Source organism: Micromonospora sp. NPDC049101 (assembly GCF_040648675.1).
GTDB lineage: Bacteria > Actinomycetota > Actinomycetes > Mycobacteriales > Micromonosporaceae > Micromonospora.
In genome coordinates, this window is sequence record NZ_JBEZED010000031.1 from 82883 (window position 1) to 98397 (window position 15515).

13 protein-coding genes are annotated in these 15515 nt (G+C 72.2%); 9 read left to right on the forward strand and 4 right to left on the reverse strand.

Annotated features, from left to right (window positions below):
* Window positions 1-317 precede the first annotated feature (317 nt).
* The 3 genes from AB0B57_RS31225 (at window position 318) to AB0B57_RS31235 (ending at window position 4382) form a co-directional block, all read left to right on the forward strand.
* Complete coding sequence (locus AB0B57_RS31225; protein WP_357077896.1) at window positions 318-1856, forward strand: phosphatidate cytidylyltransferase; 1539 nt, start codon at window positions 318-320, stop codon at window positions 1854-1856.
* A gap of 104 nt (window positions 1857-1960) precedes the next feature.
* Window positions 1961-3118 (forward strand): 23S rRNA (adenine(2503)-C(2))-methyltransferase RlmN, encoded by a 1158-nt coding sequence (gene rlmN, locus AB0B57_RS31230; protein WP_357077899.1) that lies wholly within the window; start codon window positions 1961-1963, stop codon window positions 3116-3118.
* A 31-nt stretch (window positions 3119-3149) separates the two neighbouring features.
* Window positions 3150-4382, forward strand: a complete 1233-nt coding sequence (locus AB0B57_RS31235; protein WP_357077902.1) for a DivIVA domain-containing protein — start codon at window positions 3150-3152, stop codon at window positions 4380-4382.
* Window positions 4383-4468: 86 nt separating this feature from the next.
* On the opposite strand, the gene AB0B57_RS31240 is transcribed toward AB0B57_RS31235, so the two are convergent.
* A complete protein-coding gene (locus AB0B57_RS31240) occupies window positions 4469-4690 on the reverse strand; it encodes a DUF2631 domain-containing protein (protein ID WP_357077904.1) in 222 nt (73 codons plus the stop codon).
* Between the two features lie 91 nt (window positions 4691-4781).
* On the opposite strand from AB0B57_RS31240, the gene AB0B57_RS31245 reads away from it, so the two are divergent.
* Together AB0B57_RS31245 and AB0B57_RS31250 are read left to right on the forward strand one after the other, a co-directional pair.
* The gene (locus AB0B57_RS31245) at window positions 4782-5648 is read left to right on the forward strand and encodes a hypothetical protein (RefSeq protein WP_357077907.1); all 867 of its coding nucleotides are present in this window, start codon (window positions 4782-4784) and stop codon (window positions 5646-5648) included.
* Between the two features lie 133 nt (window positions 5649-5781).
* On the forward strand, window positions 5782-7362 hold the full coding sequence (locus AB0B57_RS31250) for a Rieske 2Fe-2S domain-containing protein (protein ID WP_357077912.1): 1581 nt from the start codon (window positions 5782-5784) through the stop codon (window positions 7360-7362).
* Window positions 7363-7529: 167 nt separating this feature from the next.
* Here the strand turns inward: AB0B57_RS31250 and AB0B57_RS31255 are convergent, their stop codons facing one another.
* From AB0B57_RS31255 to AB0B57_RS31265, 3 genes are read right to left on the reverse strand one after another with little or no spacing between them, the layout of a single operon-like run.
* Entirely contained in the window at window positions 7530-9128 is a 1599-nt protein-coding gene (locus tag AB0B57_RS31255; protein WP_357077915.1) for an NAD(P)/FAD-dependent oxidoreductase, read from the reverse strand.
* A 33-nt stretch (window positions 9129-9161) separates the two neighbouring features.
* Window positions 9162-11042 carry a HAMP domain-containing sensor histidine kinase gene (locus AB0B57_RS31260; RefSeq protein ID WP_357077918.1) on the reverse strand — a complete coding sequence of 627 codons (1881 nt, stop codon included), beginning with the start codon at window positions 11040-11042 and terminating at the stop codon, window positions 9162-9164.
* Window positions 11032-11733: a response regulator transcription factor gene (locus AB0B57_RS31265; protein WP_357077920.1), complete on the reverse strand. Its 702-nt coding sequence runs from the start codon at window positions 11731-11733 to the stop codon at window positions 11032-11034. The genes AB0B57_RS31260 and AB0B57_RS31265 overlap by 11 nt, the downstream gene beginning before the upstream one ends.
* Window positions 11734-11846: 113 nt before the next feature.
* Between AB0B57_RS31265 and AB0B57_RS31270 the strand changes: the two genes are divergently transcribed.
* The 4 genes from AB0B57_RS31270 to AB0B57_RS31285 all read left to right on the forward strand — a co-directional run bounded on the left by AB0B57_RS31270 (window position 11847) and on the right by AB0B57_RS31285 (window position 15475).
* The gene (locus tag AB0B57_RS31270) at window positions 11847-12461 is read left to right on the forward strand and encodes a hypothetical protein (protein ID WP_357077923.1); all 615 of its coding nucleotides are present in this window, start codon (window positions 11847-11849) and stop codon (window positions 12459-12461) included.
* Entirely contained in the window at window positions 12448-13581 is a 1134-nt protein-coding gene (locus tag AB0B57_RS31275; RefSeq protein ID WP_357077926.1) for an efflux RND transporter periplasmic adaptor subunit, read from the forward strand. The genes AB0B57_RS31270 and AB0B57_RS31275 overlap by 14 nt, the downstream gene beginning before the upstream one ends.
* Window positions 13575-14288: an ABC transporter ATP-binding protein gene (locus AB0B57_RS31280; RefSeq protein ID WP_357077934.1), complete on the forward strand. Its 714-nt coding sequence runs from the start codon at window positions 13575-13577 to the stop codon at window positions 14286-14288. The genes AB0B57_RS31275 and AB0B57_RS31280 overlap by 7 nt, the downstream gene beginning before the upstream one ends.
* A 65-nt stretch (window positions 14289-14353) precedes the next feature.
* Complete coding sequence (locus tag AB0B57_RS31285; protein ID WP_357077937.1) at window positions 14354-15475, forward strand: ABC transporter permease; 1122 nt, start codon at window positions 14354-14356, stop codon at window positions 15473-15475.
* The last annotated feature ends 40 nt before the right edge of the window (window positions 15476-15515 follow it).

Here is a 15515-nt window from a genome sequence, read left to right on the forward strand (position 1 = left end):
GACCACGACGGGCGGGCCCGGCTCTGTACCTGATCGGGCAGCGAGCGAGTCGGATCGATGGCTGCGGATCCGCGTACCGGATGGGTCTGTTTCGGTCCGCGACGGCCCGCCGGCCAGGGGCGACGCCCGTCGCCGTGCCTCGTCCGCCGTGCCGGTCCGGCGGGTGCAGTAGGCTCGGCAGGATTCCCGGCCACCGGGCGGTGAACACCGGGAATCGACCGACCGTCGGGGCGGTCAATCGGAGGAACATCGCGCGTGTAGGGGATGCTTGTGGTCTTGCGTCATGTGGTGGTTCTCGTGCCGCGTCGCGGTGCGTGATGTCCCACCCCGACCCCTACGGCAGCGAGCCTCGCGGCTGGGACCGTCCCGAGCGCCCCGTGGCGCTGCCCTGGCCGGACCAGGACCTGGAGGCCGGCCAACGGCCCCGCCGTCCGGCCGTCGGCCCTGAGCTGTACGCCGACCCACACACCCGGCCGCACGCCGACCCGCACCCGACGCACCCGTACGACGAGCGTGGCCGCGCGGTCCGCCCGGACGACCGGGACCGCTTCGACGACCGCGACCGGCACGATCGTTTCGACGACCGCGACCGGTTCGAGGACGACCGGAACCAGCCCGACCGGTTCGAGGACCGGACCCAACCCGACCGGTTCGACGACCGGAGCCAACCCGACAGGTACGACGACCGGGGCCGCGCCGGCCGGTACGGCGATCGTGCGCCCGCCGGTCCGGACAGCGCCCCGACCCACCGCGGTGGCCCGGAGCGGCAGGACGGGCCCGGCTGGCACGACGGGACCGGGCGGCTCGACGAGCCCGGCTGGCACGACGATTCCGGCCGGCCCGACGGTCCGCAAGCGTTCGACGGTCCGGCCAGCTACGACGACGACGCCGGCTACCCGACCGCGCAGCTCGCGCCCATCGGGGCCGAGGTGGCACCGGACCCGGAGCCGCCGACCGAGCCGGAGCCGCCGTCCGGTCGACGGTCGAAGGGCCGGCGTCGGGCCAGCGCCGACCGGCCGGCCACCCAGCAGTTGGGCAACGGGCGGGCCGGCCGCAACCTCCCGGCGGCGATCGGGGTCGGGCTCGGCCTCGGTGCGCTGATCGTGGTGCCGCTGATCTTCTACCCGTTGGCGTTCCTGCCGGTGATCGCCGCCGCCGTCGCCGTCGGCAGCTGGGAGATGGCTCGGGCGGTCCGGCGCAGCGGCGCGCACCCGCCGCTGGTGCCGTTGCTCGCCGGTGGTGTGCTGACCGTGGGCCTGGCCTGGTTCGCCGGCCCGGACGCGCTCAGTCTGGGGCTGCTGGTCACCGTGCTGGGCACCATGATCTGGCGGCTGGGTGACGGTCCGGCCGGCTTCCAGCGGGATGTCACCGCGGCCACCCTGATCGCCGTCTACGTGCCGTTCCTCGCGGGTTTCGCGGCGCTGCTCGCGGCGGCCCCCGACGACGGTTGGATGCGGATCCTGGCCACCCTGATCGCGGTGGTCCTCTCCGACACCGGCGGGTACGCGGCAGGCGTCTCCTTCGGTCGACACCCGATGGCGCCGTCGATCAGCCCGAAGAAGTCCTGGGAGGGTTTCGCCGGCTCGGTCACCGCCGCGGCCCTGGGCAGCGCGCTGCTGCTGTGGCTGATGTTCGAGGTGGCCCCCTGGTGGGGTGCCCTGTTCGGGGTGGCCGTCTCCTGCGCGGCGGTCCTCGGCGACCTGGCCGAGTCGATGATCAAGCGGGATCTCGGTGTCAAGGACATGAGCAACCTGCTGCCCGGTCACGGCGGCCTGATGGACCGACTGGACTCGATCCTGTTCGCGGTGCCGACCGCATACCTGTTGCTGGCCATCTTCGTGCCGGTGGTGAGCTGAGGTATGAATCACGGCGTCCTGGTCATCCGACCCCGACGGCCGCAGCCCGTTCGGCACCTCCGGACCGGCAGTTGCCGCCGGGGGCGTGACACACTGGACCAGCCATGACGAGCCTGCCGTTGATCCCCGCCCTCTCGGACGCCCCCGCCGCGCGCCGGGCCTCCATGCCGCCACAACACCTCGCCGACCTGGACCTGGCCGGCCGCCAGGCGCTTGTCACCGAGTTGGGTGAGCCGGCTTTCCGCGCCAAGCAGGTCTCGAACCACTACTTCGGGCGGCTGGTCCGCGACCCGCAGGCCATGACCGACCTGCCCGCGGCGACCCGGCAACGGTTGGCCGAGCGGCTGCTGCCCACGCTGCTCAACCCGGTGCGCGAGTTGGCCTGCGACGACGGCGCGACCCGCAAGGCGCTCTGGAAGCTGCACGATGGTGCGCTCGTGGAGAGCGTGCTGATGGGCTATCCGGACCGGGTGACGGTCTGCATCTCCAGCCAGGCGGGCTGTGGCATGGCCTGTCCGTTCTGCGCGACCGGCCAGGCCGGGCTGACGCGCAATCTGTCCACCGCCGAGATCGTCGACCAGGCGGTCTATCTGGCCGGCGTGGCGGCCTCCGGTGCCGTCGCCGGCTCACCGCCGCGGCTGTCGCACGTCGTGTTCATGGGCATGGGTGAGCCGCTGGCCAACTACTCCCGGGTCATCGCGGCCATCCGTCGCCTGGTCAGCCCCGCTCCGGAAGGGCTCGGCCTGTCCCAGCGGCACATCACCGTTTCCACGGTCGGCCTGGTTCCGGCCATCCGCCGACTGGCCAGCGAAGACCTCTCTGTGACCCTTGCGCTGTCGTTGCACGCCCCCGATGATGATCTGCGCGACGAACTCGTGCCGGTAAACCAGCGCTGGAAGGTAGCTGAGGTGCTGGACGCAGCGTGGGACTACGCCGCCCGGACGGGCCGTCGCGTGTCGATCGAGTACGCGATGATCAAGGACGTGAACGACCAGCCGTGGCGAGCCGACCTGCTCGGGCGGCTGCTGGCCGGCAAGTTGGCCCACGTGAACCTCATCCCGCTCAATCCGACGCCGGGCAGCCGCTGGGACGCGAGCCCGAAGCCGGTTGAGCGGGAGTTCGTCCGGCGGTTGCGCGACGCCGGGGTGTCCACCACCGTACGGGACACCCGAGGTCGCGAGATCGACGGTGCGTGTGGCCAGCTCGCCGCCGCCGAGGACAACGACACCTTCACCGACCGCGCCGGAGAGGCACCGGCGTGACCGGGCGTGGCGAACGAGACCAGGAGACATAGTGGCGAGTCAGGGTCAGCGTTTCCGGCGCAAGGCGCTCCGCCGGGGATACAAGGTCGACGAGGTGGATGCCTTCCTCGACCGGGTCGAGGCGACGCTCGACGGCCGACAGGTCGGCGCGCCGGTGGCTTCCCAGGAGGTCCACGACGTCGTCTTCCGGGTCCGTTTCAACGGCTACGACGAGTGGCAGGTCGACCTGCACCTGGACCGGGTCGAGCGGCAGCTGGCCGAGCTTGAGGAGCGCACCAGTGCCGGGCGCGGTGCCGACCCCCGGATGGTTGACCGGATGGGCCCACCGGACCGCATGGGCCCGCCGATGCGCGATGACCGGGGCATGATGCCGCAGCCGATGCCGCCGCGGCCGATGCCCGCGCAGGCTGGCCCGCCCGCCGACCGCTACGGCCGTTACGACGAGCCGACCGGTGCCTTCACCGGTGGATACGACGCCCCCCGCGGCGGTTACGAGGCGCCGCGAGGCCCGGCCGGTCCCGGCCCGATGGGCCCGGGCGGCCCGATGGGTCCCGGCTCGATGGGGCCCGGCCAGCTGGGTCCCGGCCAGCTGGGTGGCCATGGTGTGCCGCCGCGCAGCCTGCCGGCCGGCCCCAGCGGCTACGGCCCGGACGACCAGCGCGGGCCCGGCGGTTACGGTCCGGACGACCAGCGTGGGCCGGGCGGTTACGGTCCGGACGACCAGCGTGGGCCGGGCGGTTACGGTCCGGACGACCAGCGTGGGCCGGGCGGCTATCCGCCGGAGGAGCCGCGCTTCGACGGCTTCGAGGCGGGGCGGCACGGCCGCACCGACATGACCGCCGAGATCCGGATGCCGGACCGGGACCTGCGCGACCTGCGCCGCGGCCCCGCCGGTCCGCCTCCGATGCAGCAGCAGGGCATCGGTGGCCCGCCGATGGCCGGTCCGCCCGCCGTTGCCGGCCCGCCGATGGGTGGCCCGCCGATGGGTGGCCCGCCGATGGCCGGCCCGCCCGGCAGCGACCTCTACCGGGTCGACCAGATCCGCCGTAGTTTCCAGGTGCGCCGGTTCGGCAGCGGGTACGACCCCGACCAGGTGGACCGGTTCTTCGACACCCTGCTCGGCGGCATGCAGCGCCGCAACCCGATGCCTGTCGACCCGAAGGACCTGGACACGCTCCGGTTCGGCCTGGTGCCCGGTGGCTACTTCGAGGCTGAGGTCGACGCCGCGCTCAAGGACGTGCAGGACATCCTCTTCGGGCGCTGACGTCCGACGCGTACGGACGAGGGCCCGTCCCCGGGTGGGGGCGGGCCCTCGGCGTATGGTGGCCGGTCGTCCGGCGGTGGGTCGGGTCAGGAACGCAGACCGTTGCGCCGCAGCACGACGTCGCCGATCACGATGATCAGCAGCAGCGCGGCCAGGCCGACCAGCCAGATGTCCTCGACCTTGCCCTCGTGGTTGCCGCAGATCATCGCCAGCAGCGCCAGCGCGGACACCACCGCGCCAATGCGCCCGAGCTTCCGGTGCCCGGGCTTGTGCTGGTCTGGCGACGTTACCGGCTCGCTTCCTGCCACTGTCGGTCCTTCCCTCGCGATCGGATCTTTGGTTAGTCTGGCACGCCTCGTGCCGGCCCCGGCGCAGGGTCCGACCAGTTGAGGGGACGGCATGACACGCGAGGAGGATCGCGAGCTGCTGAAGGCGGCCTACGAGGCGTGGGAGTCGGAGAACTGGTCGCTGGCGGGAGAGCTGCTGGAGCGGATGGCGCGGCGGCATCCCGATCACCGCAGTGCCGGGGTGTGGTGGTACGACGCGGCACTGGCGTACAAGTTCCTGCGCAACTGGGCGAAGGCGTACGAGCTGGGCCGTGAGGCGGCCGCCCGAGCGGACCGGGACGCGCAGGAGCCGGCCTTCTGGAACCTCGGCATCGCCGCAACGATCATGGAGGACTGGTCGACCGCCCGGGACGCCTGGCGCGGCTTCGGACTGCCCGTACCGGACGGCGACGGCGAGATCGTGGCCGACTTCGGAGTCACCCCGATCCGGCTGGACCCGGCCAGCAACGGCGAGGTGGTCTGGGCGCAGCGGCTCTGCCCGGCCCGAGCCCGGGTGCTGAACGTGCCGACCCCGGAGTCGGGGCGCCGGTTCGGTGAGGTGGTGGTGCACGACGGCGCGCCGAACGGCGAGCGCGAGGTGGACGGGCGGACGTACAGCGTTTTCGACGAGTTGCTGCTGTTCCGTGCGTCCGAGCTGCCGACCACCACCGTCCACGTCACGGCCGAGACGCCGGAGGACGTCCGCGCGCTGGCGGCGCTGTTCGACGAGCACGGGTACGCGGCGGAGCCGGCCAGCGGCGTGCGGGTTCTCTGCTCCTGCTGTAGCGAGGGCAGCGTGTCGCAGGAGACCGACCATCAGGTCGGTGGCGGGCAGCAGGTGAACGTCGCGGCTCCGCCCGCCGAGATCTCCGGGCTCATGGAGGCGTGGTGTTCGGCCGCGCCGGCACGGCGGAGCTGGACGTCTCCGACCGCCTCCTGACCGGCGGTCGAGCAGGTCGCCCGGCCCGCAGGGGGCGGGTGGAACGGCACTACCGGCGTCGCGGGGCAACGGTCGGACCCGCTCCGGTAGCGTTTGGCGTACACCTGATTGTCTGTTTGAGGGGGACTGTGCGGTGCGAGTGACCGGAACCGGGCACGCCAGCATGCGGATCGACACGGCCGCGGGCAGCATCCTGTGCGACCCGTGGGTCAATCCGGCCTACTTCGCCTCGTGGTTCCCGTTCCCGGACAATTCTCTGCTGGACTGGGAGAGCCTGGGTCAGGTCGACTACCTGTACGTGTCCCACCTGCACCGGGACCACTTCGACGCGAAGCACCTGCGCGACTTCGTCTCGAAGGACGCCACGGTCCTGCTCCCCGAGTTCCCGACCTCGGAGATGGAGGACGAGTTCCGGGCGCTGGGCTTCACGAAGTTCCTGAAGACCCCCAACGAGCAGGTGGTGGAGCTGCCCGGCGGCCTGAAGATCATGATTCAGGCGTTGACCAGCCCGACCGACGGGCCGATCGGTGACTCGTCGCTCTGGGTCGAGTACGACGGGGTGCGGCTGCTCAACCAGAACGACGCCCGCCCCACCGACCTGAGCGTGTTCGCCGAGTTGGGGCACGTGCACGCGCACCTGCTCCAGTTCTCCGGCGCGATCTGGTACCCGATGGTCTACGAGCTGCCGCAGGCGGCGAAGACCGCGTTCGGCAAGCAGAAGCGTGACCGGCAGTTCGACCGGACGTGGCGCTACATCGACGACCTGAAGGCCGACCACGTCTTCCCGATCGCCGGCCCGCCGTGCTTCCTCGACGACACGCTGTGGCAGTTCAACGACATCCACGGCGACGAGGGCAACATCTTCCCCGACCAGTCCGTCTTCCTGTCCGAGTACGCGAAGGTCGGCGGCACCAACGGCATCGTGCTGCTGCCGGGCAGTGTCACCGAGGTCACCACCGAGGGCGCGAGCACCACGCATCCGGTGCCGGTGGACGAGTTCTTCGCGAACAAGGTCGCCCACCTGGAGGAGATGCGGGAGCGCAAGCGCCCGATCATCGAGGCGGAGAAGGCGTCCTGGCGGCACCCCGAGGTGGACGTCCTCGGCGAGATGAAGCGCCGCATCGAGCCGCTGCTCGACGAGTCGATCTACCTGGCCAAGGGCGTGGGCGGTCCGGTCCGCTTCGACCTGGTGGGGTACGACGGCGAGAGCGTCGAGTCGATCGTGGTGGACTTCCCGGGTAAGGAGGTCCGGCCGTACGCCGACGAGAAGGTGCGCTACCGGTTCCGGACCGAGCGGTCGCTGATCGAGCATCTGCTCTTCATCGACGAGGTCGACTGGGTCAACTCGCTCTTCCTGTCCTGCCGGTTCTCGGCGGCGCGGATCGGCCAGTACAACGAGTTCGTCTACGCGTTCTTCAAGTGCCTCTCCGAGGAGCGACTCCAGTACGCCGAGGGCTGGTACGACGAGCACGAGCGCAGCACCGACGCTGAGGACATCACGTTGGGCGACTGGGTGGTGCAGCGGCGCTGCCCGCACCTGAAGGCGGACCTGACCCGCTTCGGCATCGTCGACGGCGACCAGCTCACCTGCCAGCTACACGGCTGGAAGTTCGACCTGCCGTCCGGCCGCTGCCTAACGAGCGTGGGCCACAAGGTGCGAGCCCACCGAGTCGACGCAGAAACCCCAGCCCCAGCCGGCGGTGCCGCAATCTAACCCGCCCACCCACGCGTCCCCCACCCCACCCCACCCCACCCCACCCCGCCCCACCCCGCCCCGCCCCGTTGATCATGGAGTTATAGTCGACCGTCGCGGCGTGTCGTGACAATAACCCCATGATCAACCGCCTCGGGCGGGGTGGGGGTGGGAGGGCGGGGTGGGGGTTAGGCCGGCGCTAGGTCTGACAGGATTCGGCGGGCTGCGTTGTGGCCGGCTGCTCCGATGACGCTGCCGGCTGGGTGGCAGCCGGCGCTGCCGGCGTAGACGCCGTCGATGCCGGTGGCGTGGGGCATCCGGTCGGTGAACGAGACGGTGTTGTCGACGTGGTGGATGTGTCCGCCGGTGATGCCGAAGTGCTCCTCGATGCCGGGCGGGGGCAGCGGCACCGCGTCGGCGATCAGGTCACCGGTGCCGGGCGCGTACCGTTCGACGATCTCGATCAGCCGGTCGACGTAGCCGGGCAGTGCCGCGTCCCAGGTGGTGCCGGCCAGCTCGTAGGGGACCGACTGGACGAAGAGCGCCGACGAGTGGTGCCCGGCGGCGTCGGAGAGCGACGGGTCGACAGTGGTGTGCAGGTACCACTCGATGGTCGGCTCCGCCGGCAACCGTCCGGCCCGCACGTCCGCCCACATGCCGCGCAGGGCGGTCATCGGCGAGGTGGCGTCCCCGCCGACAAGCGACGCGGACCCGGGCAGCAGGTGGATGGTCGAGCCGAACGGGCTCGGCGTGCCAGGTGGCAGGCAGGAGAACCGCGGCAGCCCGCTGAGCGCCAGGTTGAGTTTCAGGGTGGTGCCGGTGCGGCGGACCGCCGCCATCCGTTCGCCGAGTCGCGCCGGGAGCGCGCCGTCGGGCAACAGGTCCATCAGCCGGTACGGATCACACGCGCCGAGGACCACCCGCGCGGCGACCTGTCGACCGTCGGCCAGCACCACGCCGCTGGCCGCGCCGCCGTCCAGGGTCACCGCGCTGACCGGCGTACCCGTCCGGATTGTCGCCCCGGCGGCCCGCGCGGCTTCGGCGAACGTCCGCGAGACGGTGCCCATCCCGCCCTCGGCGATCATCCAGGTGCCGCCGGAGCCGGGCAGCCGGCACATGTTGTGGACCAGGAAGTTGTGGCCGGTGCCGGGGTCGTCCGGGCCGGCGTTGAGCCCGGACAGCCCGTCGGTGACCGCGTACATGCTGACCAGCAGCTCGGAGCGGAACTCGAACCGGGCCAGGTAGTCCGCGACCGAGCCCTGGACGAGGTCGACGAAGACCTGCCGCAGCGCGGGGCGGACGTGCCGCTCGGCGGTCTCCCGCACGCTCAGCGGCTCGGCCAGCCAGGCCGGGGCGAGGTCTTCCCGTAGCGCGGCCAACTCGGCCTGCATGGCGTCGTCGGCGGCCACGTCGGCGGGGGAGAAGAACTCGGTGAGCTGGGCCCGGGTGGCGGCGGTGTCGCTGCCGAAGAGCAGGTACGGCGAGCCGAGGCCGCCCGGTGTGGGCAGGAAGTAGTGCGGGTCGCGGCGCAGCACCGGGATCCGGACGTCGAGCGTGGCGAGTAGCTCCGGGGGCATCAGCCCGAGCAGGTACGAACCGGTGGAGTGCCGCAGCCCCGGCACCTTCGAAAACGGGGTCTCGGTGCGGGCCGCACCGCCGATCACGTCGGCGGCCTCCAGCACCAGGACGTCCAGGCCGGCGCGGGCCAGCAGGACGGCGGAGACCAGACCGTTGTGCCCGGCACCGATGATCACGACGTCGGCGCGGGCCGGAAGCTCACTGCTCATGCCGCGGCAGCCTAGCCCGCCCCGCCACACCGGTCACCCCTTCCGCGCGCGTCCTCGGTGATCAGGAGGCCGGGCAGAGGGTACGGGTAGGTGGAGGGTGAAGGTGGAGCCCTGGGCGGGGGTGCTGGTGGCGCTGACCGTGCCGCCGTGGGCCTCGGTGAACTTACGCACGATGGCGAGGCCCAGGCCGCTGCCGCCGGTCTGTCGACTCCGGGACTTCTCGGCCCGCCAGAAGCGGTCGAAGACCCGGGGCAGGTCCTCGGCGCTGATCCCGCTGCCGGTGTCGGCCACGGAGACGATGACCCCGGTGTCGGTCGCGCTGGCGCTGATCGTCACGCGCCCGCCCGACGGGGTGTGCCGTACCGCGTTGGCGACCAGGTTGCCGACCGCCTGGCGCAGCCGCACCGGGTCGGCGTCCACCTGCGGGTCGGCCTCCGTGCGTACCGTGATGGTGACGCCGACCCGGTCGGCCTGGGCCCGGTGCGCCTCCGCGACCTGGGCGAGCAGGTCGGTGAGGTAGACCTGTTCGCGGTGCAGCCGCAGCGCGCCCGCGTCGGCCTCGGCCAGGTCCTGCAGGTCGGTGATCACGTGCTGGAGCAGGGTCGCCTCCTCCAGCAGTGAGGAGAGCAGCCTGCGGTCGGGGGCCGCGACGCCGTCCTCTACCGCTTCGAGCCAGCCCCGGATGTTGCTCACCGGTGTCCGCATCTCGTGGGCGATGTCGCTCACCATCGCGCGGCGTAGCTGCTCCAGCCGTTCCCGCCGTTCGGCCATGTCGTTGAAGACCTCGGCCAGCCGGGCGATCTCGTCGCGGCCGGTCACCCGGACCCGGGCTGCGCCGTCGCCGTCGCGCATCCGCTGGGCCGCCCCGGTCAGGGCGTGCAGCGGGCGGGTCAGCCGGATGCCGGCGAGGACGGTGAAGCCGATCGTCACCAGCAGGACGAGACCGGCGACCGCGACGATGCGGGTCTGGTTGGCCCGGGAGAGGTCGAAGGTGGTGGAGGGGCGACCGCCCGGGTCGGTGACGAAGAGGGTCGCGGCCGGGGCGACGTACGGGAGGAGCTGCTCGCGTCGACTGGTGCCGACGCAGGCGCTGATCGCACGGTTGTGCTCCTGGTCGACGCTGGCCGTGGGCCGGGAGTCGGGTGCGCTGGGCGCCGACTGCCTCGTCCAGGTCCAGTTCAGGTCGACCTGCACGGCGGGCAGGCGCCGCCGTGCCAGACAGGTGTTCACCAGGGCGTTGAGCTGGGCGAGCGCCTTGCCCTCGGTGGGCGTGCGCGTCGCGAGGTCCGCTCTCGACTGGAGGCACAGGCCGGTGTCGGCGAGGTCGGTGCCGGGGGTCTCGATGCGTGGTCGGCCGGTGGGGCCGTCCACGGCCGCGGCCTCGATCTGCCCCCGAGCCCGCAGGCACTGCACCGCCTGGGCCGCCCGGGACCGCAGCGCCGCGCGTTCCTCCGGCGGGAGCAGGTACGGCCCGGTGGTGCGCGGGTCGATGCGGCTGGTGCCGCCGTCACCGCCGCCCGGCGGGGCGGTCCCGGGCATCAGGGCGGTGTCGACGGCGAGCGCGTCGACTGTCGCGGACGACGTCGTCGGCAACGGGCCCGCGGCGGGTGCGGAGTCCGCGATCGGCACACCGGTGTCGGTGGTCAACGCGATCCGCCGGCCGACGTCCCGCGCGAGCGGTCGAACGGCCGCGTCGACCCCGTCCCAGGTCGGGTGGGTCGCCGCGTACGCGAGCAGGGTGTCGTAGATGCGCGCGTCGTCGGCGAGCGCCTGGCCCTGCTCCTGCCGGATCGCTCCGGTGGTGGTGCGCACGGCCAGCCACGCGGTCGCCGCGATCGAGCCGACGGCGATGAGGACGGCCAGCGCCAGCAGCCGGAGCAGCAGACTGCGGCGCAGCGGCACCTCACGCGACACGGGGCGGCTCTTCGACCAACTTGTATCCGACGCCGTACACGGTCACCAGCCGGGCCGGCTTGCGCGGGTTCGGCTCGATCTTCCGGCGGAGGTTCATGACGTGCATGTCGACGGTCCGGCTGGTGATGTACCTGTCGAACCCGTGCAGGTAACCCAGGAGCTGATCCCGGGTGAACGCCCGGGCGGGCTGGGCGGCCATCGCCTGGAGCAGTTGGAACTCGCCAGGTGTGCAGTCGACGAGGCGTCCGTCGCTGCGTACCTCGTGGCGCACCGGGTCGACGTGCACGCCGCCGACCCGCAGCACCGGGTCCGCCTGCCGCTGCGTCCGTTGGCCTCGGCGTAACAGGCTGCGGGCCCGGGCGACCAGCTCACGCGGGCTGTACGGCTTGGTCATGTAGTCGTCGGCGCCCAGGTCGAGGCCGAGCAGCAGGTCGTCCTCGGTCGACCGGGCGGTCAGCATGAGCACCGGCAGGTCGGACTCCTGGCGCAGGATGCGACAGACGTCCAGGCCGTCGACCTTCGGCATCATCACGTCGAGGACCAGCAGGGCCGGCGGCCGTTGCCGGATCTGCTCCAGCGCGGCCCGCCCGTCGGCCACCACGAGCACCTCGTGTCCCTCGCGTTCCAGATACCGGCGCGCCAACTCGGCCTGCTTCTGGTCGTCCTCGGCTACCAGCACGTACGCACACACGGCAGCGACTGTACGTGGCCCCGGCCGGGTCCGGCGGTGCCGCTGAGCTGGGACTACCGGATGACGACCGGTTCCTGACAGGTCTCTGACAGATCGGCGTGAAGCTCCACGCCATGACCAACCCAACTCATCGGATCGCGGCCGGGCTCGCCGCCGTCACAGTCCTCGCCATCGCCCTCACCGGCTGCGGCGGCGGAGCGTCAAGCGCCGACAGGGGCACCGCCGGCGGTGACGTCGCCTCGCTCACCACCCCGTCGGCCTCGGCGAGCGCCACCCCCGCCGGTGGTGCCGCCAACGGTCGGCCGCAGCTGCGCCTGGACATGACCGACGAGGAGGAGGAGCGGCTCTGGGGGACGTACAACATCTGCCTGCACGACAACGGCGTGAAGCTGAACGAGGGCCGGTCACAACCCGGCCCGGTGGGGGACGGCACGGGCCTGTCCCTCGACCAGAGCGGGGAGCCGAAGGCGGCGTACGTGGCGTGCGCCAACAAGCTGCCGCTCCAGCCGCCGGAGCTGGACCCGGAGAAGAACCCGAACTACGTGAGCCAGTGGAACGACTACGTCCAGTGCCTGCGCGGGCGCGGTCTGAAGATCCACTCACTGCCGGACGGCTCCGGCTGGACCTACGACGACGGGGTCGCCGACCCGACCGGCGGTCTTGAGGGTCCCGCGATGGACAAGGCCGAGCGGGAATGCACGATGGAGATCTTCGGTGCCAAGAAGTAACCCGAGCGACGATCCCGGTCGGCGCCCCACCCGGCGTACCGCGATCGTGGTGGCGACGGTGACCCTGGTGATCGCCGTCGGCGCTGGCGTCGGGGTGCTGGCGCTGCGGCGGCACGCCGACGATGACGTGGCGAGCGCCCCGCCGTCGGTGACCACGACGACGGTGACCCGGGCCGACCTGTCGGACACCCGTTCGCTCAACGGCACGCTCGGCTACGGCCCGGAGCGGCTGGTGAAGGGTGCCGGGGAGGGTGTCGTCACCCGGCTGCCGAAGGTGGGCGACACGGTGGCCCGGGGCAAGCCGCTCTACTGGGTCAACGACCGACCGGTGCCGGTGCTGTTCGGCGGAACTCCGCTCTTTCGCACCCTCGACAAGCCCGGACTGATGGGCAGCGACGTACGGATCGTTTCGGACAACCTCAAGGCGCTGGGCTACCAGACCGGCGCCCAGCCGTCCCGGGGCACCGACGGCACGAGGATCGGCACGGGTCAGGCCCTGCTCACCGCGAGCCTCGTCGCCGCGATCAAAAAATGGCAGCAGGCCCTCGGCCTGGAGCCCTCCGGCACGATCGGGGTCGGGCAGGTCGCGGTGCTGACCGGGCCGGCCCGGGTCAGCGCGGTGAAGGCGCTGCCCGGTGACCCGGTCGCCGGTGAGCTGCTGGCCGTCACCGAGAAGGTCAAGCTGGTCACCGTACCGGTCGGGGCCACCGAGGTCGCCGCCATCACGGTCGGCGCCGCCGTGGTCGTCGCCCTGCCGGACAGCTCCGAGATCCCGGCCACTGTCGCCTCGATCTCGCAGACGGTGCGTGGCGGTGGGCAGGACGCCGGCACCGGGCAGGGCAGCCCGCCGACGGTGGACGTCCTCGTCGCACCGACCCGGGGGGCGGACGTGGCCAAGCTGGACGCCGCCGCGGTCCAGGTCCGGTTCACCACCGCCGTCCACAAGGGGGTGCTCGCGGTGCCGGTCGGCGCGCTGGTGGCACTCCGCGAGGGCGGGCACGCGCTGCAACTGCCCGACGGTGGGCTGGTGGCCGTGGAGACCGGGATGTTCGCCAGAGGTCTGGTCGAGATCAGCGGCACCGGTGTGACCGAGGGCCTCGACGTGGTGACGGCATCGTGATCGCCACCGCCACCGCCATCGCCGAGCCGGTGTTGAACGTCGAGGGAGTCAGCCGGACGTACCCCGGCGGGGTGACCGCGCTGGACGACGTGTCCCTGACCGTGCGCGCTGGCGAGATGCTCGCCATCGTCGGGCCGTCCGGGTCCGGCAAGTCCACGCTGCTGAACATCATGGGCACCCTCGACCTGCCGACACGTGGCCGCGTACGCGTGGCCGGGCAGGAGGTCACCGCCCTGTCCGACCGTCGGCTCTCCGCGCTGCGGGGTCGCTGGCTCGGCTTCGTCTTCCAGCAGTTCCATCTCACCGACGGGTTGGACGCCGCCGAGAACGTCGCCACCGGCCTGCTCTACGCCGGGGTGCCCCGCCGGCACCGCCGCCGCACCGCGATCGAGGCGCTGGCCCGGGTCGGCCTGGCGCACCGGGTCGACCACCTGCCGCAGCAACTCTCCGGCGGGGAGCGGCAGCGGGTGGCGATCGCTCGGGCACTCGTCAACGAGCCCGCGCTGGTGCTGGCCGACGAGCCGACCGGCGCCCTCGACACGGTCAACGGGGAGGCGGTGCTGACCCTGCTCACGAACCTCAACGCGGAGGGCACCACCATCGCCGTGATCACCCATGACCGCGATCTCGCCGCCCGTACGCCTCGACAGGTGGAGATCCGCGACGGTCGGATCGTCGCCGACACCGTCAGCGGGAGCGGCACGTGAGCGCGCCCCGGCTCGCCCCGACCGACGTACTCCGGCTCGGTCTGCTCGGGATCACCACCCGCCGGATGCGGGCGGTCCTCTCCGCCCTGGGCATCTCCATCGGTATCGCGACGCTCGTCGTCGTGGTGGGCATCCCGGCGTCCAGCCAGCGCGACCTGATGAACCAGCTCGACGCGCTCGGCACCAACCTGCTGCGGGCCGAGCCCGTGCCGGATCAGGATCCGCCGGTCCTCCTGCCCGAGGACGCCGCCGCCATGGTGTCGCGGATCGGGCCGGTCGAGACGGCGAGCGCGGTCGCGAACACCCACACCGCCGTGCGCCGCAACGACCTGTTGGACAGGTACGACACGTCCGGGCTCAGCGTGCTCGCGTCCCGGCCGGACCTGATGGGAACTGTCAACGGCCGGATCCGCAGCGGTCGGGCCCTCGACGCCGGGACGGCCCGGCTCCCGACCGCCGTCCTCGGCTACGTCGCGGCGAGCCGGCTCGGCTACGCCACCGTGGACCCCCGGCAACCACCCCAGGTGTTCATCGGCGAACGCTGGTTCACCGTGATCGGCATCCTGGACCCGTTGCCGCTCTCCCCGGATCTCGACCGTTCGGTGCTTGTCGGGTGGGACGCCGCCAAGGCCATGCTCGGCTTCGACGGTCACCCCACGGTCGTCTACCTGCGGGCCAGGGAGGACGCGTTGGAGGATGTCCGGGCCGTGCTGCCGGCCACCCTCAACCCGCAGTTGCCGGGGCTGGTCCAGGTCAGCCGCCCCTCCGACGCGCTCGCCGCGAAACGGGCCACGGAGAACAGCTTCTCCGCACTGTTCCTCGGGTTGGCGGCGGTCGCCCTGCTGGTCGGCGGGATCGGCGTGGCCAACACCATGGTCATCTCGGTGCTGGAGCGCCGTCGGGAGATCGGCCTGCGCCGGGCGCTCGGCGCGAACCGTGGCCAGATCCGGGTGCAGTTCCTCACCGAGTCGGTGCTGCTCAGCGTGCTCGGCGGTGCCACCGGGGCGGCTCTCGGGGTGCTCGCCACCATCGGCTACGCCAGCTACCAGGGCTGGCCCCCCACGATCCCACCGACGGCGGTGCTCGGCGGAATCACCGGCGCCCTCCTGGTAGGCGTGATCGCCGGCGTCTACCCGTCCATCCAAGCCGCCCGCCAAACCCCCACCAAAGCCCTCTCCACCCCCTAACCACCCCCACCCCCCCCCGCCCGGGGGGGGGGGGGGGGAT

Coding starts and splice junctions, on each gene's coding strand:
- AB0B57_RS31245 (WP_357077907.1), top strand. CDS start 4,782: ATGACACGCGAGGAGGATCGCGAGCTGCTGAAGGCGGCCTACGAGGCG.
- AB0B57_RS31255 (WP_357077915.1), bottom strand. CDS start 9,128: ATGAGCAGTGAGCTTCCGGCCCGCGCCGACGTCGTGATCATCGGTGCC.
- rlmN (WP_357077899.1), top strand. CDS start 1,961: ATGACGAGCCTGCCGTTGATCCCCGCCCTCTCGGACGCCCCCGCCGCG.
- AB0B57_RS31285 (WP_357077937.1), top strand. CDS start 14,354: ATGCGGGCGGTCCTCTCCGCCCTGGGCATCTCCATCGGTATCGCGACG.
- AB0B57_RS31225 (WP_357077896.1), top strand. CDS start 318: ATGTCCCACCCCGACCCCTACGGCAGCGAGCCTCGCGGCTGGGACCGT.
- AB0B57_RS31270 (WP_357077923.1), top strand. CDS start 11,847: ATGACCAACCCAACTCATCGGATCGCGGCCGGGCTCGCCGCCGTCACA.